Here is a 22,141-nt window from a genome sequence, read left to right as displayed (position 1 = left end):
ACTTGAAAAACTCAGATGAACTATCGATACTGTATAAAAACACAGTATCATAACGGGTGAATCTATTATGTTGTTCTATAAACCGGTTGAGTTGCGTCAGATTGTGTCGATTCCGCTATTTAGCGACCTTGTCCCATGCGGTTTTCCCAGCCCTGCGCAGGATTATATTGAGAAGGGAATCGATCTCAATGAGCTTTGTATCAGCCATCCCGCGGCAACCTATTTTGTCATGGCGACAGGCACCTCAATGGTGGATGCCGGCATTTATGAAGGTACGCTGCTGGTGGTGGATCGCGGCCTGAAAGCGAAGCATGGGGATATCATCATTGCCTCAGTCGACGGTGAATACACGGTTAAGCGTCTTTGTACGCACCCCATCATGCAGCTCTTGCCGATGAACCCGGATTTTCCGCCAATTGTGCTGCGCAACGACGGTGAAGCGCTGGAGATTTTTGGCGTTGTCACTTTCAGCATCAACAGGCTCCGCTGATGTTTGCCCTGGTCGATGTGAATTCATTTTACGCCAGCTGTGAAATAGCCTTTCGCCCTGACTTACGCGGGCGTCCGGTGGTGGTGTTAAGCAATAACGATGGCTGCGTCATCGCCAGGAACCACGAGGCGAAATTGCTGGAAATTCCAATGGGCGCGCCGTATTTCAAAGTGAAATCACAGTTTGAACGTCATCAGGTAGCGGTGTTTAGCAGCAACTATGCCCTTTATGGCGATATGTCCCATCGCTTCATGACGATTCTCGAAGAACTGGCGCCCGCGGTGTATCAATATTCCATTGATGAAGCATTCGTAAATTTGACCGGAATGCATCGTTCTGAGGAGCTTGAGGCATTTGGTCGCCACGTGCGTAGTACATTACTCCAGAGTACCGGCTTGACGGTAGGGGTGGGGATCGGGCCGACGAAAACCCTGGCTAAGCTGGCGAATTATGCGGCCAAAAGGTGGCCAAAATTCGAGGGCGTTGTCGATCTCTCATTGCAGGCCAGGCAGAGAAAACTGCTGGAGAAGGTTGCCGTCGGTGAAATCTGGGGAGTGGGGCGACGCATTGCGAAAAAGCTCAATGACATGGGGATTACGACGGCTCTTCAGCTGGCCGAGACGCCCGCTTCGCTGATCAGAAAACATTTCAGCGTTGTAATGGAGCGCACCGTGCGGGAGCTGAGAGGCGAGCCGTGTCTTGAACTGGAAGAGTATATGCCGACTAAACAGCAAATTATCTGCTCGCGTTCCTTTAGTCAGAAGGTAATTGAATACGGGGCGATGCGCGAAGCCGTCTGCAGCCATGCGGTCCGCGCCGCCGAGAAGCTGCGCGCGGAGCACCAGTACTGCCGCTATGTTTCGGTCTTTGTGAAGACCAGTCCGTTCGCCGTTCATGAAGTCTATTACAGCAAAGACGCCGGCACGAAAATCCACATCCCGACGCAGGATAGCCGGGATATCGTCGCTGCGGCGCTAAAATGCCTGGATACTATCTGGCGGGAGGGATGCCGATATCAAAAGTGCGGCGTGATGCTGGGCGATTTCTTTAGCCAGGGGGTGGCGCAGTTAGCCCTGTTTGACGACTATCAGCCGAGAGCGAATAGCGAACAGCTGATGACGGTGCTTGATTTAGTGAACCGACGTGAAAAAGGCCAGCTCTGGTTTGCCGGGCAGGGAATCGAGCGCAGCTGGGAGATGAAACGGCAGATGCTGTCGCCAGCCTACACCACCCGATTCAGCGATTTGCTGCGGGTGAAACTGTAGGCTGGTATGAAAGGGCGTGGTTTTCCGGAGCGGCGCTCCGGACTACAAACCGTCAAACATATCGCGCAGCGCTTATTTCAGGCCCGCCAGTTCATCTGCGGTCAGCGCTAAAGTTTGCGTTGTTCCGCTTTCGGCAGACTGCGCTGCGGCTTCCAGTACCGCCATGACGGCGAGCGCTTCTAAGGGTGATACCGGGTTGCTGATTTTGCCGGTCAGCGCATCGCGGACGTGAATATAGTACTGCCGCTGATCGCCTCGTGGCGCGCTGATTTCATTGGTGCGCAGGTTGGCATCAAACACCACCAGGCTATCGTCGTCTTCGCCCCAGCTTTCGCTGCCCGGGACCACGCCCGCCAGCAGCTGGCTCTCCTGCTGGTCAGCGCGTTGTTTGACGACGCTACCTTTATCACCATGGACGGTAAAGCGGGATACGCCGCCCGCGACCAGCATGCTGCAGTGCAGAACCACTTTGTGCTGCGGATAGTTCAGCACCACGTGCGCCCAGTCGTTGATTTCCGCGCCTTCACGCAGGGTGGCGATATTCCCCTGCACCGACTGCGGCAGGCCGAACAGCTGCAGCGTCTGGTCGATCAGATGTGGACCTAAATCAAACCACAGGCCGCTGCCCGGTACGTTCTGCTCCCGCCAGCGGACGCGCACTTCCGGGCGGAATCGGTCGAAATGGGATTCAAAATGTTTAACTTTGCCGATGAGCCCCCGTTCGATAACCTGCTTCACGCCCAGATAATCGCTGTCCCAGCGGCGGTTATGGAATACCGACAGCACCCGCTGTTTCTCTTCCGCGAGGGCAATCAGTTCACGAGCCTCCTGCATATCGAGGGTAAAGGGTTTGTCGACGACGACGTGCTTGCCGGCGTGTAAAGCCAGACGGGCAAGCGGCGCATGGGTTGCGTTAGGAGAGGCGATAACCACCAGATCGACATCCGGATGCTGGATGGCCTCTTCAGGCGATGCGATGACGGTGACGTCTGGCAGGTCACGTTTCACTTTCTCTTCATCACGCGAGGCGACAATCGCCAGATTCAGGCCGTCGACGGACTGGATCAGCGGGGCGTGAAAAGTTTTGCCGACGAAGCCGTAGCCAATCAGGGCAATATTAATGTTCTTACCGGTAGTCATAAGCATCTCCGCGTTATTAAGCATCAGCGATATGGAGCTGTATTGAGTCGTTATCCTTCAGTTCGTCCCAGGGGCGATCGAGGAAGAGCTGATGGATGTCGGCGAGTCCGGCAACCAGCCAGGGCTCGCAGTGATTCAGTTTCATATGATCGGCCACCAGCCAATGTTCCGCGCTGGCCGCCAGCATGGCGCGCTTGACTTCAGCATCCGCCTCCTGACTGGCGCTGAGGCCGAGGTCGGCGTGGAGCGCACAGGTGCCGAGAACAGCGATATCCGCCCGATAGCGTTCCAGCAGCGAAACCGTAGCGCTACCGGCAAACAGGCGCTGCTGCATATCCCATTTACCCCCCAGCAAAATAAGCTGAATATCCGCACGCGTGCTGAAGTGCTGGGCAATATCTAAAGAGGGGGTGATGACCGTCATTGGACCCTGTATCTGGGTGGCGACGGCCAGCACGGTGCTCCCGGCGTCAAGAAACAGCGTGGATCCGCCGGGGATCTTCTCCGCCACCATTTTACCTAAGCGCTTCTTGGTATCCGGGAGCAGGGTGTTCCTGTTCTGCCGATTCATGGCGGAGAGATTGAGCGCGATAGCGCCGCCGTGGTTTTTCTGGGCGAGCCCCTGTTTTTCGAGGTCGCTAAGATCCCGGCGCAGCGTATCTGCAGAAACCCGCAGTCTGTCTACCAGCTCACTGATCGTGATCTGACCTTTTTCACTGAGAATATCAATAAGATATTTTTGCCTGGCCGTTTTATGCATCGTTTTAACCCGCAAAATACTGCAATAACTTGCATAATACAGCATTTTGCGGAAAAAGGAATCCGCACAACGCGCGGCTGCGGGGATGAGTTAATAAAGACTTTTATACGGGATGGCTTCATCAAGAGCTGAAGTCACCGTTTGAATCCACGTGACGTCGAGGCGATAAGTCGGGATTGCAGAAAAAGACAAGCGATGAATAGTCTAAAATGATACCGAGAAATAACTTGAGTTAATGAGTGTGTTTATATCAAAATTCACTATCAGCAGCGATAGCGCTGGTTTTTGCTGGCGCTTCGCCGTGAGCTGGACTTGCTGGCGACGGTCCGGTTGGCAGAAATATAATTCATATGGATGCCATGACGTTTTCTCACTATTTCCGTTTGGGTTGAATGCTGAAGTATTAATTCCGGATGGGACACCTCGAAGTTAATCGTTGAGGGAAATGTCCGTCACGCCAGATAGCTATTTTACTTAAAGTTCGTTGAGTGCCCGTTCTCAGGTCAAAAAATAATGTTTATTTATATCGTGTTTTTTAAAACGACGATAGCTGTACTGTGCGTATCGTTAGCTATCTGGATAATACTTGATTTACTTTCGTCAGCAGGCTAAATCGATGTTGAATATTGTCATTAAAAATAATAACCAGTTCTTTAATTTGGGATTTCAATTTTTATTGCAAGCGCTCTTCCCGGAATACTCATTCTCTACACAGGTCACTGCATCGCTTAACGAAGAGCTCGTGCGTGATGCAGACGTCGTCGTACTGGATTTATGTCGCGGAGAAGAGTTCGTATGTCATCCAGAGTTGTTAAACCGTAAACCGGGATTGCTGATCGGCGTGGTTGCCAGGCTAAATTATCGAGGGAGAGGCGCTTTGCCGCTCTGCTTGAAGGAGATAGTTTTTGTTGGGCGCGATGAGAAGCTCTCTCAGGTTATTGCGAAAATTAAACTTTCATGGGTTCTGACGCCTCCGTCAGCAAAAGAAAAGCTGGCGCTCCGGTGCGATAGTTGCCCGCAGAGGACGCTTTCCCCGCAGCAGAGAATCATCGCGGCGGCAATTTATCAGGGGTTAACGGTGAACACGATTGCCAGAAAGCTATCGCTTTGCAATAAAACGGTTTTTGCCCACAAGCGTCTCATTATGTCTAAATTTGATCTACGCAATGATTTAGACCTCTTACTATTGCTGCGTCATCTGGATAACGCACGCTGGGTTACGAAAGATAATTCTTAACCTTGCAAACCGGCAAGATCGCTCTATTCTTATTTTGCTTACTAAAATGGAGGAAAAAGCAATGTGTACCCATTTGCATGACAACGCTCGTCAATACGCAGAAGAGAAAAAATGAACGGTTCCTGCTAGCCTGCCTTCCCGTCAGCCCAGCGTCTGGCGGCAGGTGATAATGCAGGTTAGACACCGTATTGCAAAGTTCATCAACAACCCGCCGCCGGCGGGTTCTTTTTTTCAGCCCTCCCGCTTTTCGCCAGTGAATTCAGCAGCATGCCCTGATTAGCTCTTGCGTAACCGTCGCGTAAGGCTAGACTACGGAAATGTGCATGAGTTAACGGAGGTCCAGTGGACGCCATTAAGGGATCGGAACTGAACGTGCCGGATGCCGTTTTTGCATGGGTGTTCGACGGGCAGGGCGGCGTAAAGCCGTTGGTCGATAGTGACACCATTGATAAAGAGCATCCATGTTGGCTGCATCTCAACTATACCCATGTGGATAGCGCGGAATGGCTGGCATCGACGCCGCTGCTGCCCAATAACGTGCGTGACGCGCTGGCCGGGGAGAGCACTCGTCCGCGAGTGACGAGGATTGGCGATGGGGCGTTAATCACGCTGCGCTGCATCAATGGCAGTACCGATGAGCGCCCGGACCAGCTGGTCGCGATGCGTCTTTATATGGATGAGCGCTTGATTGTCTCCACCCGGCAGCGCAAAGTCCTGGCGCTCGACGATGTACTCGGCGATTTGCGCGAGGGCAACGGTCCGGTTGACGGCGGCGGCTGGCTGGTGGAAGTCTGCGATGCGCTGACCGATCACGCCAGCGAGTTTATCGAGCAGCTTCACGACCGGATTATCGATCTGGAAGATGATTTATTGGATCAGCTGGTTCCGCCGCGCGGTTTCCTGGCGCTGTTGCGTAAACAGCTTATCGTCATGCGCCGCTATATGGCGCCGCAGCGCGATGTGTATGCCAGATTAGCCAGCGAGCGTCTGCCGTGGATGACGGACGATCACCGGCGCCGGATGCAGGACATTGCCGAACGTCTGGGGCGAGGTCTGGATGAGATTGATAGCTGCATCGCCCGCACGGCGATTATGAGCGATGAGATCGCGCAGATTATGCAGGAGTCGCTATCGAGAAGAACCTATACGATGTCGTTGATGGCCATGGTTTTTCTGCCCAGTACCTTTTTAACCGGTCTCTTTGGCGTCAACCTCGGCGGCATTCCCGGCAACAGCTGGCATATGGGTTTTGCCATTTTCTGCCTAATGTTAGTCGTTCTCATTGGGGGTGTTACATGGTGGTTGCATCGTAGTAAATGGCTGTAAAGAATCGTCTTTTGTCGCGATGATGATGGTGAAAACCCGGCAATGTTTGAGCGAAATCAATAAACCATCTACCCATTCAGGGCAATATCTCTCTCGCAGGTGAATGCAACGTCAAGCGATGGGCGTTGCGCTCCATATTGTCTTACTTCCTTTTTTGAATTACTGCATAGCACAATTGATTCGTACGACGCCGACTTTAATGAGTCGGCTTTTTTTTTGCGCTCTGTTTCTCAGCTTCTACGCTTAACGGGTGTACCCGCCCACAACCGGGAGTCAATATGCGTAATGAACAGCTGAACTCAATTCCCATTCCGCCGGAACCCAACGATCCGGTACCGGTCCACGATCCCAAACCTCGCCCGCGCCCGTTACCCGACCCGCCGCCTGACGATGAGCCGATTAAATTGTCGCATCGGGAGCGGAGATCTGCGACGATACGCGCCAGCAGATTGTCCGCCCCTAAATGTAATGCGAGAAATAATTGTGACCGCTTTTTCAACTCTGAATGTTTTGCCCGCCGCCCAGCTAACTAACCTGAATGAACTGGGGTATCTTTCGATGACCCCGGTTCAGGCCGCGGCTTTGCCGGCGATTCTTGCGGGTAAAGATGTCCGCGTGCAGGCAAAAACCGGCAGTGGTAAAACGGCGGCATTCGGCCTCGGGCTACTTCAGCACGTTGACGCCTCGTTGTTCCAGACGCAGTCGCTGGTGCTGTGCCCGACCCGCGAGCTGGCGGATCAGGTCGCCGGCGAGCTGCGTCGGCTGGCGCGCTTCATGGCGAATATTAAAATCTTAACCCTCTGCGGCGGCCAGCCCTTCGGCGCCCAGCGCGATTCGCTACAGCATGCGCCGCATATTATCGTTGCTACGCCGGGAAGGTTGCTCGATCACCTGCAAAAGGGCACCGTATCGTTAGATGCCCTACAAACGCTGGTGATGGACGAAGCGGACCGCATGCTGGATATGGGCTTTAGCGATGCCATTGATGAAGTGATCCGCTTTGCGCCGGCTTCGCGCCAGACGCTGCTGTTTTCCGCCACATGGCCGGAAGCGATAGCGGCAATCAGCGGCCGCGTACAAAACAACCCGCAGGCTATTGAAATTGACGCCGTTGATGCACTGCCGGCTATCGAGCAGCAGTTTTTCGAAACCTCGCAACACGGCAAAATCGCACTGCTGCAAAAGCTGTTGAGCCAGCATCAGCCCGCCTCCTGCGTGGTGTTCTGCAACACCAAAAAAGATTGTCAGGCCGTCTGCGACTCGCTAAACGCCGCCGGGCAAAGCGCGCTATCGCTTCATGGCGATCTTGAACAGCGCGATCGCGACCAGACGCTGGTGCGTTTTGCTAACGGGAGCGCACGCGTGCTGGTGGCGACCGATGTTGCTGCGCGCGGGTTAGATATCAAATCGCTTGAGCTGGTGGTGAATTATGAACTGGCCTGGGATCCGGAGGTTCACGTACACCGCATTGGTCGTACCGCCCGCGCCGGTGAAAGCGGCCTGGCGATTAGCCTCTGCGCGCCGGAAGAGGCGCAGCGTGCAAATATTCTTGCCGAAATGCTGCAAATGAAGCTCAACTGGATGAGTGGGCCGACGAATAGCAGCGTTGTGCCACTGCAGGCAGAGATGGCCACGCTATGCATTGATGGCGGCAAAAAAGCGAAAATGCGCGCGGGCGATGTGCTGGGGGCGTTGACCGGTGATATCGGTCTTGAGGGCGCAGATATCGGTAAAATTGCCGTTCATCCGGCGCATGTCTACGTTGCCGTGCGTCAGGGTGTCGCGCATAAAGCGTTTAAGCAGCTGCAAAACGGGAAAATTAAAGGTAAAGCCTGCCGGGTTCGTTTGCTGAAATAAGCGCGGAAAAGGCGTCTCAGGCGCGTGCCTGAGACGCAAAGACGTTATTTTACTTCCACCACGTTCAGGCGCAGCTCATCCAGCTGCGCGTCATCTTCTTCCGGCTGCCAGCCGGCCGGCTGCATCGGGATCTCTTCACGATCGAACGCCAGATCGCCGCCGTCAACGACCGCAGAGCCGTGCTGAATGCCTTTAAAGTCGAACAGGTTAACGTCGCTGAGATGGGAAGGCACTACGTTCTGCATCGCGCTAAACATCGTTTCGATGCGCCCTGGATAGCGTTTGTCCCAGTCACGCAGCATGTCGGCAATGACCTGGCGCTGGAGGTTGGGCTGCGAGCCGCACAGGTTGCACGGAATAATCGGAAAACCCTTTGCCTGAGAGAAACGCTCAATATCTTTTTCCCGGCAGTAGGCCAGCGGACGAATTACGATATGTTTACCGTCATCGCTCATCAGCTTCGGCGGCATCCCTTTCATCTTCCCGCCGTAGAACATATTCAGAAACAGAGTCTGCAGGATGTCGTCGCGGTGGTGACCGAGGGCGATTTTGGTTGCGCCCAGCTCAGAAGCGGTGCGGTAAAGAATACCGCGGCGCAGACGTGAGCAGAGCGAGCAGGTGGTTTTACCTTCCGGTATTTTTTCTTTGACAATGCCGTAGGTATTTTCTTCAACAATCTTGTATTCAACGCCCAGCTGCTCAAGGTATTCCGGCAGGATATGTTCGGGGAAGCCCGGCTGTTTTTGATCGAGGTTGACCGCCACAAGGGAGAAGGAGATTGGCGCGCTTTTCTGCAAGTTGCGCAAAATCTCCAGCATGGTGTAGCTGTCTTTACCGCCGGAGAGGCAAACCATGATGCGGTCGCCTTCTTCAATCATATTAAAATCGGCGATCGCCTCGCCGACGTTACGGCGCAGGCGCTTCTGCAATTTGTCGATATTGTATTTTTCTTTCTTTGTAACTTGCTGATTATCAAGCATTATAAACGTTCTCTGAAACGAAAAGGCATGTAAGGGGCAAAGTTAACTTCACGGTGCAAGCCTGGCGTCAGGCATTGATAGCCAATCGCCGTTCATTTCATCCATCCCTGTACTGTCGACTTTGAACACCATTTATTGCGTTTTCATGCCCTATCTGGTTAACAATGGTTAGCACCGGCTTATAGCAGCCAGCAGGCAAAAGTATGTCGCGTATGGTACGGATTCCGACGACGAATGCCAGCGCGTTTTACGGCGGCTTTCCATCTGCTAACGATAGTGCGGCGAGTTTTGGTCTCAATCCCCCTTCCGGGCAGAAAGACAAACGTCGTTTTCAGGCTCGCCAGCGTCACACGCCCGGTGATGGAGTGTATCTGGTAAAAGGGTGCGAGAATTTATTGTTCGCGATAATCAAAAAGCGTTGGCAAGGTGCCTCGATTTTTTTTAAGCAGGGGCCTTGTTCCTGCTTTTGCCATAATCCGCCAGGATCGCGATATAATTATTTGCATCCTGATAATTACACAGCGAAGGTATTTGGCGCAGGTGAATAACAGCGGTAAAGTTTGAGTAAAAATAACCTGATGCAGACTGATTCCCTACAACGCCAGAGCAGTTAGATTTTTTCCTGATAATAATCTGAATATGTGCCTGCTCAATGGGGTTTTTCCTTGCAAAACGAAGCGCTTATCCAGTCCACATTCTTATTTCTCGGATTATGAATAAGGCAATTACAAAAATTGACAGTTGCCTGATATTTTTATGAGATTTAAACTTTCACTGCAACTTATGGATTAACTTTGATTATGGGAATAAAAATGAAAAAAAGTACCGTTGCAGTAATGATGATAGCGACTCTTTCAGGATCAGCTTATGCCGAGTCAATGCAGCTAAGCCCAAATTTTTCTGCGGAAAGTTTTACTGTATCGACGTCTGCAGGGATGCTGAGTGGGAAATCACAGGAGAGAGTTTATGACGCGGAAACGGGGCGAAAGGTCAGTCAACTTGACTGGAAAATAAAGAATGTCGCCATTGTGAAAGGTGATATCTCATGGGATGCCTACTCCTTTTTGACGCTGAACGCCCGAGGCTGGACGTCGTTGGCTTCAGGCTCAGGACATATGGATGACTATGACTGGATGAACGATAACCAGTCCGGTTGGACAGATCATTCATCTCATCCCAGCACCAATGTCAATTATGCCAATGAATACGATCTCAGCGTGCAGGGCTGGCTTTTCCAGGACGACAATTATAAAGCGGGCGTAATTGCGGGTTATCAGGAAACGCGTTTCAGCTGGACGGCTACCGGAGGTTCTTACAATTATGATAACGGTGCGACGACTGGCAATTTTCCGACCGGTGAGCGTGGGATAGGATACAGCCAGAGATTCTCAATGCCCTATATCGGTCTCGCGGGTCAATATCGTATCAATGACTTTGAGTTTAATGCCTTGTTTAAATTCAGTGATTGGGTCAGAGCTCATGATAACGACGAACACTATATGCGTGAGTTGACCTTTCGCGAGAAATCAACTAATTCGCGTTATTATGGTACATCGGTTGATGCCGGGTATTACATCACGCCTCATGCCAAAGTTTTTACTGAATTCACCTATAGTAAATATGAAGAGGGTAAGGGAGGCACTCAGATTATTGATACCTATAGCGGTGAATCAGCTTCAATTGGAGGAGATGCTGCCGGCATTGCAAATAAAAACTATACCATCACAGCCGGACTTCAATATCGATTCTAAATCATTACCGCTCGTGGATATAGCAAGCAAAACTCGCTAATCCCGGAGCGCGCGATAATCAGTATGGAGTGTCTCCCGCTCTGAGGGCACTCCATTATCCACGGCCATATCACCCGAATGCTTCAGAGGATGGATTGTGGCAAGCACAAAGGGATCGCCAAGGAATTGCTAAAAACCGAAGGTAAATGCAAGGCGCTTATCCTCGTGTGCCGGCATTTCATTTATCTCCTCTTATGCTCTACCTGTGGCGCAAAATCCGCTACGAACAAAGATACGATTCACGAATGCATCAGGTAACCTTCAGGTAGGGGCGCGAAAAGATGAGTTTGTCCGGGCGAAGAGAAGGCGATTGAACCGAAAGGGAAATGGGCAGGCAATGATGATGCCTGCCGCCGGCAATTATTTAGCGCAATAGACGCGCGCTTCACGCGGAGTATAAATACCCAGGGTGACAAAACCCAGCAGGCCGTTGACAAAAGTCTGCTGCACTTCGGTACGGACTACTTTGTCGGCGCCGCCGCAGACTTTGGCAGCATCAATTTGCTTCGACTGACCAATGCCGCTGACAAAGAAGTGGTGAGTGGTGATCTGCTGAGGTTGAACGGTGACGCCAGGATTTACCGAGAAGCTCTGCTGGGCGCAACCAGAAATAGCGGCTGCGGCGAAAACTACCATAATTAACTTTTTCATTTCATCCCTATAATTGTTGTAAAACATACCCATGTTCGGGCAAAGGTTTTATACAGCAAAATGAAAAAGACACAACGTACTAATTTTTATAGTACCAGGTAAATGATTCCCCTATCTGCGATGCTGCGGGTACGGCCCAGTGCTCAGATTGCGGGAAAAAAAGCCCGCACAGCGGCGGGCAGAGTAGGTTTACCGCACGACCAGCACCGAACATTCCGCATGGCGTACAACGGCGGCGGCGTTAGAGCCCAGCAGGTAGGTGGTGATATCGGGACGGTGCGAAGAGATAATCACCAGATCCGCGGGGAGAGACTTCGCCATAGCAAGGATTTTATCTTTTGGCGAGCCTTCCGAAACGTGCAAATGGATACGGTCTTCGGGAATAGTAAACTTTTTCACAATCTCTTTCAGCCGTGATTCCGATTCGGCTTTGAGGTCATCCATCGCCGGCAGCTCTGCGGTGTAAGCCATTCCCAGCGAAGCGTAATAGGGAAGGGAGGGAATGACGGTCAGGAAATGCACCTCGGCATCATCGATTCTGGCTTCAGCTTCAACATGCTTGATAACGCGATCGGTTAATTCTGTATCGGAAATATCGATGGGCACAAGAATCATTCTGTTCATAAAACCTCCTGTTTAAGTAACCACTTAAAGTGTAGGCCATCCAGTTGATTATTGTACATTGAGCGCAATCACACTTTCGCCATCAGGCACGGCGGCGTTCAGTAAATTTTCCTTTGATCACGCCGTCGTAAAAACGGCCTTTAGAAACCACCTGGAGAAAGTCGCGGAAAATGCGCGGCGGGACGCCGAGATACTGTAGGGTTTTGTTATCGCGAAAACGAATTTCAAGAATACCGGAGGACTCATCGTAGGCGATGGAATGGATACGGGATGATTTCACGGGATGATGGTGCATGGCGGGCGTCCTCTACGGCTACGGCGGTTCCTGGTAGCAATATAACATTCATCGGTCGATTATTTTAAAGCAATTGATATATTGTTTTGCTTTGAATCCAGTCGATGGCCGGGAGGGGAAGAGAAAGCCCGCCGTTGCCAGCGGGCCGGACATTAGAACTGGTAAACCAGGCCTAAAGCAACCACGTCATCGGTAGAGATGCCGTTGTTGGAATAGAAGCTATCGTCTTCGTCCAGCAGGTTGATTTTGTAATCAACGTAGGTGGACATATTACGGTTGAAGTAATAAGTCGCACCAATGTCAGCATATTTAACCAGATCTTTGTCGCCGTCGGTTTTGCTTAAATCTTTACCTTTAGACATCAGGAAAGAGACCGCCGGACGCAGACCAAAGTCGAACTGATACTGCGCAGTCACTTCAAAGTTCTGGGTTTTATTGGCGACGCCGTTGCCGTTACCGTATGGCGTCATGTTGCGGGTTTCGGAATACATGGTCGCCAGGTAAATATTGTTGGCATCATATTTCAGGCCGGTAGTCCAGGCTTCCGCTTTATCGCCCTGTGCGGTAGTTCGGGTCATCTGATCGTTGGTACGGTCAGAAGAGGTGTAGGCGGCGGCAGCGCTGATACCCATACCGAAATCATAAGAAGTTGACAGACCAAAACCGTCGCCGTTGGCGTTACGTACGCTGCGATCGCCGTTGTTGGTGCCTTCGCCGCTGCCGGCGTTTTCATTTTTACCCTGATACTGCAGGGCGAAGTTCAGGCCGTTAACCAGACCGAAGAAGTCATTGTTACGGTAGGTCGCTACGCCGTTAGCGCGGCCGGTCATAAAGTTATCGGCCTGGGTGTAGGAGTCGCCGCCGAACTCTGGCAGCATATCGGTCCAGCCTTCTACGTCGTACAGTACGCCGTAGTTACGGCCATAGTCGAATGAACCGTAGTTAGCGAATTTCAGACCTGCAAACGCCAGACGGGTCCAGGACTGGTTGTCAGCGCCTTCGGTGTTGTTCGCCTGAACGTTATATTCCCACTGACCGTAGCCGGTCAGCTGATCGTTAATTTGAGTTTCGCCTTTGAAGCCAAGACGGACGTAGGATTGATCGCCATCTTTAGATGAATCATCGGAGAAATAATGCAGACCATCTACCTTGCCATAGAGGTCCAGTTTATTTCCGTCTTTATTATAAATTTCAGCAGAGTGAGCAGCGCCAGCAGCTAACAATGCCGGAATAACGAGGGCCAGTACTTTTCTTTTCATTTAGACAATCCTTTAACGGTTTTTGTTTTAGCTTCCTCCTGGGAAGTGAACTCATGCTAAATGAGCAAATTAAGATATGGTAAATATCAATTGTTACGATATGAGTAAAATCTAAAATAAATAATTCAACCGAAATAGTGATAATTATAATGAATGCTTTTGTGAAATACATACAAAATAAAAATTATACACGGTGATTTTAATATCATATTATTCACCCGTTATATGCCTTTTATTGTCATCTAAGAATTTATGCTGCCCTCCGTTCCTGAGAATGGTTTTTATTGAGCGGTAAAATGACAAGCCCGAATGAATATTCGGGCTTTTTTTATGGGCGGCTAAAAAAACGGCAGTAATTAGCTTTCGGTTGCCGGTTTTTCCACCTTACCGGCCAGCTGGGCAAGGAAGTCATAGCGTTTTTGTAAATCCGCCGTCGCATCCTTCCACAGCTGTTCCGCGACTTCCGGCTGCTGCGCGTTAAGGCGGCGGAAGCGCTGCTCGTTCAGGAGCGTTTCTGCCAGCGCGTCTGACGGCGGACGGGAGTCCAGCGCCAGCGGAAGTTTACCTTCATCGGCGCGACGCGGGTCAAAGCGATACAGCGGCCAGAATCCGGTCGCAGTCAGCTGACGCATCTGATCGTGGCTCAGCGCCAGATCGTAACCGTGTTCTTCGCAAGGGCTGTAGGCAATAATCAGCGACGGGCCCGGATACGCTTCCGCTTCCTGAATCGCTTTTACCGTCTGGTTCAGCTGCGCGCCAAGGGAAATCTGCGCGACGTAAACGTGGCCGTACATCATCATGCTGACGCCGAGGTCTTTGCGCGCCTTGCGCTTACCGTGTTCGCCAAACTTGGTGACCGCCCCCAGCGGGGTGGCTTTTGATGCCTGGCCGCCGGTGTTGGAATAGCATTGGGTATCGAGCACCAGAATATTGACGTTTTCGCTCAGGCTCAGCACGTGGTCAAGACCGCCGAAGCCGATATCGTAGGCCCAGCCATCGCCACCGATTAGCCAGATCGATTTCTCGACCAGCGCGTCGGCGTCGGTTAGCAGCTCTTTCGCGTCGGCTTCATTTGCCAGAACCTTACGCAGCTCGGCCACCTGTCCGCGGCGTACCTCAGGCGTTGCTTCCGCGTGCAGCGCGTCGTTAAGCGCGGGCGGAAGTTTATCGGCGAACTGCGACAGCAGACGCATTACGCGCTGACGGTGCTGATCGACGGTGAGGCGGAAACCGAGACCAAACTCGGCGTTATCCTCGAACAGCGAGTTAGCCCACGCCGGCCCACGGCCGTTGGCATCGGTAGTGTATGGCGTGGAAGGCAGGTTGCCGCCGTAAATCGAGGAACAGCCGGTGGCGTTGGCAATCAGCATTCGGTCGCCGTAGAGCTGAGTCAGCAGCTTGATATACGGCGTTTCGCCGCAGCCGGAGCAGGCGCCTGAGTATTCGAACAGCGGGCTGATCAGCTGCGAGGTACGGATATCGATACGTTCCAGTTTGCTGCGGTCCATTTCCGGCAGATTGAGGAAGTAGTCATAATTCACTTTCTCTTCTTCAACGTGTTCAAGGCGCGACATCATATTGATGGCCTTGATCTCCGGGTTCTGCCTGTCTTTGGCCGGACAAACCTCGACGCAGAGATTACAGCCGGTGCAATCTTCAGGCGCGACCTGCAGAACGTACTTCTGGCCGCGCATATCGCGGGATTTAACGTCCAGAGAATGCAGGCTGGCCGGGGCATTTTCCATCGCGTCCGGGGAGACCACTTTCGCGCGGATTGCCGAGTGCGGGCAGGCGGCCACGCAGTGGTTACATTGGGTGCAAAGTTCTTCCTTCCAGATAGGGATCTCTTCGGCGATATTGCGTTTTTCCCAGCGAGTGGTGCCCATCGGCCAGGTACCGTCCGGCGGCAGGGCGGAGACCGGAAGCGCATCGCCGAGCCCGGCCAGCATGGCGGCGGTCACGGTTTTGACGAAATCCGGCGCGGCGTCGGAGACGACCGGCGGACGGTTCGGGCTGTTGGCATCGACCTGCTGCAGCGGCACTTCCGCCAGCGACTCGCGGGCCAGGGCCAGCGCCTGCCAGTTGCGTTCGACCAGCTCCTGACCTTTGCTGCTGTAGCTTTTAGCAATCGCCCCCTGCAGCTCCGCCAGCGCGCTATCGCCCGGCAGGATCTGCGTCAGATGGAAAAAGGCCATCTGCATGACGGTGTTGATACGCGCTCCAAGGCTACACTCGCGGGCGATTTTTGCCGCGTTAACGATATAAAACCGCGCTTTTTTCTGATTCAGCGTGGCCTGGACTTCCTGCGGCAGGCGCGACCAGACCTCTTCGGCGCCGTAAGGCGTGTTGAGCAGGAAAATACCGCCGGGCTTCAGGCGTTCAACCATCTGATACTTGTCGATAAACTGCAGCTGGTGGCAGCCGACGAAATCGGCCTGCGAAATCAGATAGGAAGAACGAATCGGCTTCTCGCTAACGCGCAGATGGGAAACCGTCAGGCCGCCGGCCTTTTTCGAATCATAGACGAAATAGCCCTGCGAGAACCACGGCGTCGAGTTACCGATAATCTTGATATTGTTTTTGGTGGCCGAGACGCTACCGTCGCTGCCGAGCCCGTAAAACAGAGCTTCCAGCTTCGCCTCTGACGGCAGCGTGTTTTCTACCAGCGGCAGCGAAAGATTGGTGACGTCATCGTAGATGCCGACGGTAAAGCGCGGCTTGGGTTTAGCGGCGCTCAGTTCGTTGAATATCGCCAGGACGCACTCCGGCCCGAACTCTTTTGAAGAGAGACCGTAGCGACCGCCAATGGTACGCGGCAGGGTTTCTCGCTCGCCGCGGTTGAAGGCTTCCGCCAGCGCGGTCATCACGTCGAGATACAGCGGCTCAGCCTGGGCGCCCGGTTCCTTGGTGCGGTCAAGCACCGCTACGGCGCGGGCGCTTACCGGCAGCGCTTCCAGCAGGTGGGCAGCGGAGAAGGGGCGGTAAAGACGAACTTTCAGTACACCGACTTTTTCACCGCGGCTCAGCAGTTCATCAACCACTTCCTCACAGGTGCCGATTGCGGAGCCCATAATCACGATAACGCGCTCGGCCTGCGGATGGCCGTAGAACTCAAACGGTTTGTACTGACGCCCGGTGGCGGCGGCAAAATCGTTCATCGCCGTTTCAACGTGCGCGTAAACCGCGTCGTACCACGGGTTAGTCGCTTCACGTGACTGGAAATAGGTATCCGGATTCGCTGAGGTGCCGCGGATTACCGGATGTTCGGGGTTCAGGGCGCGCTGGCGATGTTCATCGATTTTATCCTGCGGCAGCAGGCTGAGAAGGGTATCGTCCGCCAGCGGGGCGATTTTGTTGATTTCGTGCGAGGTGCGGAAACCATCAAAGAAATGAATAAATGGCACCCGGCTTTGCAGCGTGGCGATATGCGAAATCAGCGCAAAATCCTGGGCTTCCTGGACGCTGCTGGCGCAGAGCATCGCGCAGCCGGTCTGACGCACGGCCATGACGTCTGAGTGATCGCCGAATATGGAGAGCGCATGGGTTGCCACGGTGCGGGCGGCGACGTGCAGAACAAACGGCATCAGCTGGCCGGCCAGTTTGTACAGCGTCGGGATCATCAGCAGTAAACCCTGCGATGAAGTAAAAGAGGTCGAAAGGGCGCCGGTTTGCAGCGCGCCGTGTACGGCGCCGATTGCCCCGGCTTCCGACTGCATTTCAACAACGCGGGGGGCATCGCCCCAGACGTTTTTCAGCCCGTTGCCCGCCCAGGCGTCCGCCTGCTCTGCCATCGTGGAGCTGGGCGTGATCGGGTAGATGGCGATAACTTCACTGGTGCGAAACGCGACTGAAGCAACCGCGCCATTACCGTCGATAGTGATCATATCAATACTCACATTGCTAAATTTTTGATAAAAAAGTTTTTATGCCCATTGATATACGCTGAGCACTCGCTGAGCTCTTCTGCGAAAACGCTATCGGCGCGATTCCACCGGTAGCGGATAAGTTCGTATCTCACCTGCCTGGTAACGGGGTTGCGTTACCTGCATCGCTACGGGCAGGGTGACCGGGTTTGTGAATCACTTTTTAAGTATAGACCCCAGAGGAACATGATTTTTTGATCTCCAGTAGCGACAAAATCCATAGTTCAGATAAATTAATTCAAGGTATTACATAGGTGCCTACGTATGAACGACACCCTACACCAAAATCAGTGGCGTCATTTTTCCATAAGTAGCAGTGTGGCGAATTCCGCCAGTCAAAGCCTCCTGACCGACAACACTGCCTTAATTACCTGTAGGTAATTTATTCGAGTTTTGCTATATTTTAGATACCTGATGGTAAATGGCGTTAGAATCATTGCGATGGATAAATACGAAATCAGACGACAGCGCTTGCTCTATATCCGTGATAATTTATGCGGCGGTAAGGCTGTTGATGTGGCCCGAACCCTTGGACGGGAGCCTTCTTACGTCTCAAGGATGCTCTACCCCGAAGGCAAAAAGCAAAAGAAAAGGATAGCTGACGAGATGGTCGAACTTATTGAATCTTCGTTCAATCTGCCCCGCGGATGGATGGACGGTATCACCGGGAATATTGATATCGAGCGAGAACCGGTAGAGGATTCGCCGCAGATGCCATATGTCATTGAGGTTCTGGATGCCCAGGCCAGCGCAGGGCCGGGCTGCATTGTCTCCAGTGAGGTTGATGAAACGGTGAATAGCATCACCTATGACTCTGCCGGCGCGCTGCGGCTTTTTGGTAACCGGCCCGCAGAACATATCAAGGTGATCACGGTCTCCGGCGATAGCATGTCCGGCACCATTGAGACCGGTGACTACATTTTTGTCGATGTCTCGAAAGACTACTTTGAAGGTGACGGCATTTATGTCTTTTCTTTTAAAGGCGCGGTGCTGGTGAAACGTCTTCAGTTCACGGCGGATGGGCTGCTCGTTCACTCGGATAACAGCAAATATGCGGACTGGACGATTGGCGAAAGCCATGAACAGTATCTGAAGATCATTGGTCGCGTGATTTATAGCCACAGCGTTAAACGCTTTGTTTAAAGGCGTTCATTGCCGCGCAGCTTCGCCATCCTGTTTCTGTCATAAACCCCGATCTCAGCCATAAGCATTACCCGGGTATGCCACCTGTACGCCGGGCATACCTGCGGCTTCGCACCCCAATCCAGTGACACGCTGTTCAACACTACCCGCCTCGGACCTTTTCAGCTGTTTTTACGCGTCAGGCCACTATTTTTCAAAAATATTTTCAATATTTTCAACCTGTTAATTTGTTTTTTTCATAAACTATACCTATGGGTATTTATTTTTAAATAACCCTGAGGTATTCTTTTGTCATCAGCTTGATAGGCAGCACTATCCGGATGATGAAATACAACGATTCATAACTGAATCTACGTGGCTGAAAAGCCAGCGCCATGGCGCAGTGCGCTTTGGGGTGAAGCCATTGGCAAGGATCCGATTGCCGAAGGCATTCCGCCAAAGCCCATTAAAGGAGACCGCAATGTCCCGTAAAACCGCGTTTAATGGCTCCGCTGCGGGCCGACGTCGCGCGCAGCGTTCCCACTTACAAAATCCGCAAACGCTCAGTTCAGATTTTATCCACCGGCCCACTCCGTCCCGCGCTCAGATTCAGGCAAAAGGGAAGCACCATACGCCTGAATGTATTGAGGACGCATTGCCGATTAAATTTGTGGCACAGGATATTTTTTGGCAGCGCGAGGAATATAAACGGCAAATTGAGCGAGCGACCATCATTTATCAGCAAGAATTTTCACACCAGTATGCGCACCCAGGAACCTGGCTCTTCCAGAGGGCAATTTATGCGCTTGGTTTGCAAAAAAGAAAGAAAGTAACGGCGAGGTAACGTCTTAGTGCCAGGAAAAATGACCCTGCGCTTCGTTATTTACCATCATAACTCATAGTGAAAGAAGGGAGGGTATATGTCCGATCCTGTTTCCGGTACGTCGATAATTGTTGCTGGTGGATTAATGGGCGCTGGTATGTTTGGCCTGGTGACAGGTATTGATTATGGCGTTGTTTTTGGGGCTTTTGCCGGCGCGGTATTTTATGTTGCGACGGCGGTTAATATCACGCGTTTTAGACTCGCTGCCTATTTTATGACTTCTTTTATTGTCGGCGTTTTGGGCTCCGGGTTAATTGGTACGAAGCTGGCTATCTGGACCGGATACAATGAACGACCTTTAGACGCGTTAGGCGCCGTGCTGATATCCGCGCTGATTATTAAGATACTCACGTTTCTGAATAATCAAGAACTAACCGACCTCTACAAAATACTAACCCGCAACAATAGTGGGCGCCCGAATGGGAAATGAACTTCCCGCGCTGCTTAATGCCGTTCTCTGCGCTTTGATCACCCTAACCTTAATGTTTTATCGGCGCGCCCGGTACAGGAGGTATCGACCATGGATATCGTACACGGCTTATTTGCTGGTAATCACATATGCCAGCATACCGTTTCGTTATCTCTTCGGCTTGTATACATCGACCCACTGGTTGGTTGTTACCGTGAATTTTTTTGTCTTTATTGCCGTGTTCCTGGTGAGGGGGAATATTGCGCATTTAATCGATAAATGAGGAATAAATGAATAAAGATGAGATTTTTAATGCCATTCTGGAAAAGGAGGGCGGTTATGTAAATCATCCTGATGATAAAGGAGGTCCGACAAACTGGGGGATTACTCAAGTCACCGCACGGGCTCATGGTTATGATGGCGATATGCAAAAACTGACGCGCCAACAGGCGCTGGATATTCTCAACGCTGACTACTGGATTGCGCCCCGGTTCGATCATGTTGCTGAAATATCTACCGCGATCGCTGAAAAACTGTGTGACGCCGGGGTCAATATGGGGCCTGTTCTGCCGGGTAAGTGGCTTCAACGCTGGTTAAACGCTTTTAATCATCGTGGGGTACTTTATCCGGATCTTATAACCGATGGTGTTATTGGCCCCAGAACCTTAAATGCCTTGAGCCATTATGTTATTCGAAGAGGCAGTGAAGGGGAGCTTGTACTGCTCCGGGCATTAAACTGTAGCCAGGGGCAGTATTATCTGGAGTTAGCAGAAAAAAGTGAGGCTAATAAATCATTTATATATGGTTGGTTAAGGGTTCGGATAGCTATGTAATTTTCTGTTTTATTAATTTAATTCGTTCAGTAACTGAAATCTGGAGAAAGTGAATATGTATACATCTAATGATTTAACCCTCTCAATGTTTTACTCATCTGCCATTGCTGAGGAAACTGGTAGTAAGGTCGCAACGCTCACCGTTCAAACCATGGGGCCATCAGCGGAAATTTTACAAATCAGTAAGTTGCACTGTATTACTGATGAAAATAAAGCGAAACGTTATAGTATTGGCGAGCAGTTTATTGCTAATGGCTCCGACTCTCTTCTCGCCGCTATCGAAACCTGGTGGCGTGATAATTCTGCGGCTCTCATTGAAGAGTTAATGATTGAAGTTATGGATTTTATTTTGAGTAATGTTAACCAAAATGCAACCTGGATCGGCCAGTATGGTATGAAAATTTTTGAAAATGAGCCGGTGGCAAAACGTATCCCTGATAGCGTATTACAGAACGGCAGCCACACAAATTCCTGAAAAGTGATGTGGTGTTAAAGCGTAATCACTATGGCGCAACAATAAGTCATAATTAAACAAGCTATTCGCATTGATAAAATGCATTCAAATATTTAAATATCAATAATGGAGATATTATTATGGGTTTTGCTCTGCCTAATGGCTCAACCGTTTTTGTTGGTTCCGGTCTTGGTTCTCCCGTATCTGTGAGTACGGTTTCCAATGCTGAAGGTGCGGTATTTACCGTTGCTGAAAATCATAACCTTAAGGTTGATGATGTCGTGCTGATTTCTTCGGGTTGGGGTGTAATCGATGGTTTAGTTGCCAGAATCACCGCACAAACAACAAATAGCGTAACCATTTCGGTCATTAACTCCAGCGACCGGAATTTTTTCCCGGCTCATGCCGGTGGCGGGAAATTACAGAAAATCACGGAGTGGACTGAGATTCCACAGATTACGGAAGTCGCACAGTCGGGTGGTGAGCAGCAGTATGCACAGGTACAGTTTCTGGCAGACGATCGCCAGCGTAATATTGGCACCTTTAAGGCGGCTAAAAACCAAACCTTTACCTTAGCGCATGATGCTTCTTTACCGATCTATAAAGTATTGGGCATGGCGGATCGCTACGGCCAGGTGTTACCGCTACGCATGTTTGTGCCTAATGCGAAGGAGTATCGCTATTGGTCTGGCGTTCCGTCATTTGATCCGCAACCAGTGACCGCGGTGAATAGCGTTGAAACCGTACAAGTCGCGTTCTCCATTCACTCTCGGGATATTACTTTCTACAAATCGGAAGATTAATCGTTCTCCTTATCTGTGGAACATAAATTAAATTCAACTG

Annotated in this window: 22 protein-coding genes and 1 pseudogene; 15 read left to right on the top strand and 8 right to left on the bottom strand. The window is 51.5% G+C overall.

Annotated features, from left to right (window positions below; all coding sequences use genetic code 11):
• The first annotated feature begins 67 nt into the window (after positions 1 to 67).
• Both umuD and umuC read left to right on the top strand, forming a co-directional pair.
• Complete coding sequence (gene umuD, locus HMPREF1144_RS13485; RefSeq protein WP_004850301.1) at positions 68 to 490, top strand: translesion error-prone DNA polymerase V autoproteolytic subunit; 423 nt, start codon at positions 68 to 70, stop codon at positions 488 to 490.
• On the top strand, positions 490 to 1,755 hold the full coding sequence (gene umuC, locus HMPREF1144_RS13480) for a translesion error-prone DNA polymerase V subunit UmuC (protein ID WP_009653065.1): 1,266 nt from the start codon (positions 490 to 492) through the stop codon (positions 1,753 to 1,755). Before umuD ends, umuC begins: the two co-directional genes overlap by 1 nt.
• Before the next feature lie 72 nt (positions 1,756 to 1,827).
• Here the strand turns inward: umuC and HMPREF1144_RS13475 are convergent, their stop codons facing one another.
• Entirely contained in the window at positions 1,828 to 2,919 is a 1,092-nt protein-coding gene (locus tag HMPREF1144_RS13475; protein ID WP_172618916.1) for an oxidoreductase, read from the bottom strand.
• On the bottom strand, positions 2,912 to 3,655 hold the full coding sequence (locus HMPREF1144_RS13470) for a DeoR/GlpR family DNA-binding transcription regulator (protein WP_009653053.1): 744 nt from the start codon (positions 3,653 to 3,655) through the stop codon (positions 2,912 to 2,914). The genes HMPREF1144_RS13475 and HMPREF1144_RS13470 overlap by 8 nt, the downstream gene beginning before the upstream one ends.
• A gap of 616 nt (positions 3,656 to 4,271) precedes the next feature.
• Here HMPREF1144_RS13470 and HMPREF1144_RS13465 point away from each other — a divergent pair.
• The 4 genes and pseudogenes from HMPREF1144_RS13465 to dbpA all read left to right on the top strand — a co-directional run bounded on the left by HMPREF1144_RS13465 (position 4,272) and on the right by dbpA (position 8,075).
• Positions 4,272 to 4,892: a helix-turn-helix transcriptional regulator gene (locus HMPREF1144_RS13465; RefSeq protein ID WP_042927683.1), complete on the top strand. Its 621-nt coding sequence runs from the start codon at positions 4,272 to 4,274 to the stop codon at positions 4,890 to 4,892.
• Positions 4,893 to 5,234: 342 nt separating this feature from the next.
• Positions 5,235 to 6,218 carry a zinc transporter ZntB gene (zntB, locus tag HMPREF1144_RS13460; protein ID WP_009653023.1) on the top strand — a complete coding sequence of 328 codons (984 nt, stop codon included), beginning with the start codon at positions 5,235 to 5,237 and terminating at the stop codon, positions 6,216 to 6,218.
• A 278-nt stretch (positions 6,219 to 6,496) separates the two neighbouring features.
• Positions 6,497 to 6,661 (top strand): annotated as a pseudogene (locus HMPREF1144_RS33915) (hypothetical protein); the annotation flags it as partial.
• A 40-nt stretch (positions 6,662 to 6,701) separates the two neighbouring features.
• Positions 6,702 to 8,075, top strand: coding sequence for an ATP-dependent RNA helicase DbpA (gene dbpA, locus HMPREF1144_RS13455; protein WP_004850315.1), 1,374 nt, complete (start codon positions 6,702 to 6,704; stop codon positions 8,073 to 8,075).
• A gap of 44 nt (positions 8,076 to 8,119) precedes the next feature.
• On the opposite strand, the gene ttcA is transcribed toward dbpA, so the two are convergent.
• A complete protein-coding gene (ttcA, locus tag HMPREF1144_RS13450) occupies positions 8,120 to 9,055 on the bottom strand; it encodes a tRNA 2-thiocytidine(32) synthetase TtcA (protein WP_004850317.1) in 936 nt (311 codons plus the stop codon).
• A gap of 203 nt (positions 9,056 to 9,258) precedes the next feature.
• Between ttcA and HMPREF1144_RS33290 the strand changes: the two genes are divergently transcribed.
• Both HMPREF1144_RS33290 and HMPREF1144_RS13445 read left to right on the top strand, forming a co-directional pair.
• A complete protein-coding gene (locus HMPREF1144_RS33290; RefSeq protein WP_009653032.1) occupies positions 9,259 to 9,603 on the top strand; it encodes a hypothetical protein in 345 nt (114 codons plus the stop codon).
• 264 nt (positions 9,604 to 9,867) lie between these two features.
• Positions 9,868 to 10,806 carry an omptin family outer membrane protease gene (locus tag HMPREF1144_RS13445; protein ID WP_042927700.1) on the top strand — a complete coding sequence of 313 codons (939 nt, stop codon included), beginning with the start codon at positions 9,868 to 9,870 and terminating at the stop codon, positions 10,804 to 10,806.
• Positions 10,807 to 11,205: 399 nt separating this feature from the next.
• Here HMPREF1144_RS13445 and HMPREF1144_RS13440 read toward each other — a convergent pair whose 3' ends face one another.
• From HMPREF1144_RS13440 to nifJ, 5 genes are all read right to left on the bottom strand, one after another.
• Positions 11,206 to 11,496 carry a Bor family protein gene (locus HMPREF1144_RS13440; protein WP_004850321.1) on the bottom strand — a complete coding sequence of 97 codons (291 nt, stop codon included), beginning with the start codon at positions 11,494 to 11,496 and terminating at the stop codon, positions 11,206 to 11,208.
• Positions 11,497 to 11,685: 189 nt separating this feature from the next.
• Positions 11,686 to 12,120, bottom strand: a complete 435-nt coding sequence (gene uspF, locus HMPREF1144_RS13435; RefSeq protein ID WP_004850323.1) for a universal stress protein UspF — start codon at positions 12,118 to 12,120, stop codon at positions 11,686 to 11,688.
• An 82-nt stretch (positions 12,121 to 12,202) separates the two neighbouring features.
• Positions 12,203 to 12,415, bottom strand: coding sequence for a KTSC domain-containing protein (locus tag HMPREF1144_RS13430; RefSeq protein ID WP_004850325.1), 213 nt, complete (start codon positions 12,413 to 12,415; stop codon positions 12,203 to 12,205).
• Between the two features lie 152 nt (positions 12,416 to 12,567).
• A complete protein-coding gene (ompC, locus tag HMPREF1144_RS13425; RefSeq protein WP_009652979.1) occupies positions 12,568 to 13,674 on the bottom strand; it encodes a porin OmpC in 1,107 nt (368 codons plus the stop codon).
• A gap of 356 nt (positions 13,675 to 14,030) precedes the next feature.
• Positions 14,031 to 17,558 (bottom strand): pyruvate:ferredoxin (flavodoxin) oxidoreductase, encoded by a 3,528-nt coding sequence (gene nifJ, locus HMPREF1144_RS13420; RefSeq protein ID WP_009652970.1) that lies wholly within the window; start codon positions 17,556 to 17,558, stop codon positions 14,031 to 14,033.
• A gap of 480 nt (positions 17,559 to 18,038) precedes the next feature.
• Here nifJ and HMPREF1144_RS13415 point away from each other — a divergent pair, with 480 nt between their 5' ends.
• From HMPREF1144_RS13415 to HMPREF1144_RS13390, 7 genes are all read left to right on the top strand, one after another.
• Positions 18,039 to 18,740, top strand: coding sequence for a helix-turn-helix transcriptional regulator (locus HMPREF1144_RS13415; RefSeq protein ID WP_046877232.1), 702 nt, complete (start codon positions 18,039 to 18,041; stop codon positions 18,738 to 18,740).
• 460 nt (positions 18,741 to 19,200) lie between these two features.
• Positions 19,201 to 19,563 (top strand): hypothetical protein, encoded by a 363-nt coding sequence (locus HMPREF1144_RS13410; RefSeq protein ID WP_009652995.1) that lies wholly within the window; start codon positions 19,201 to 19,203, stop codon positions 19,561 to 19,563.
• Between the two features lie 76 nt (positions 19,564 to 19,639).
• Positions 19,640 to 20,032, top strand: coding sequence for a phage holin family protein (locus HMPREF1144_RS13405; protein WP_009653048.1), 393 nt, complete (start codon positions 19,640 to 19,642; stop codon positions 20,030 to 20,032).
• The gene (locus tag HMPREF1144_RS31465; RefSeq protein ID WP_032749344.1) at positions 20,022 to 20,294 is read left to right on the top strand and encodes a phage holin family protein; all 273 of its coding nucleotides are present in this window, start codon (positions 20,022 to 20,024) and stop codon (positions 20,292 to 20,294) included. The genes HMPREF1144_RS13405 and HMPREF1144_RS31465 overlap by 11 nt, the downstream gene beginning before the upstream one ends.
• A 7-nt stretch (positions 20,295 to 20,301) precedes the next feature.
• Positions 20,302 to 20,844: a glycoside hydrolase family 108 protein gene (locus tag HMPREF1144_RS13400; RefSeq protein ID WP_009652998.1), complete on the top strand. Its 543-nt coding sequence runs from the start codon at positions 20,302 to 20,304 to the stop codon at positions 20,842 to 20,844.
• Between the two features lie 55 nt (positions 20,845 to 20,899).
• Positions 20,900 to 21,319: a hypothetical protein gene (locus HMPREF1144_RS13395; protein ID WP_009653056.1), complete on the top strand. Its 420-nt coding sequence runs from the start codon at positions 20,900 to 20,902 to the stop codon at positions 21,317 to 21,319.
• Positions 21,320 to 21,438: 119 nt separating this feature from the next.
• Positions 21,439 to 22,101, top strand: a complete 663-nt coding sequence (locus HMPREF1144_RS13390; protein WP_004850342.1) for a phage tail protein — start codon at positions 21,439 to 21,441, stop codon at positions 22,099 to 22,101.
• Positions 22,102 to 22,141: the final 40 nt, after the last annotated feature.

The sequence above is a fragment of the Klebsiella sp. OBRC7 genome, assembly GCF_000293135.1.
GTDB classification, from domain to species: Bacteria; Pseudomonadota; Gammaproteobacteria; order Enterobacterales; family Enterobacteriaceae; genus Klebsiella; species Klebsiella michiganensis.
This window is presented reverse-complemented; position numbering and strand designations above follow the sequence as displayed.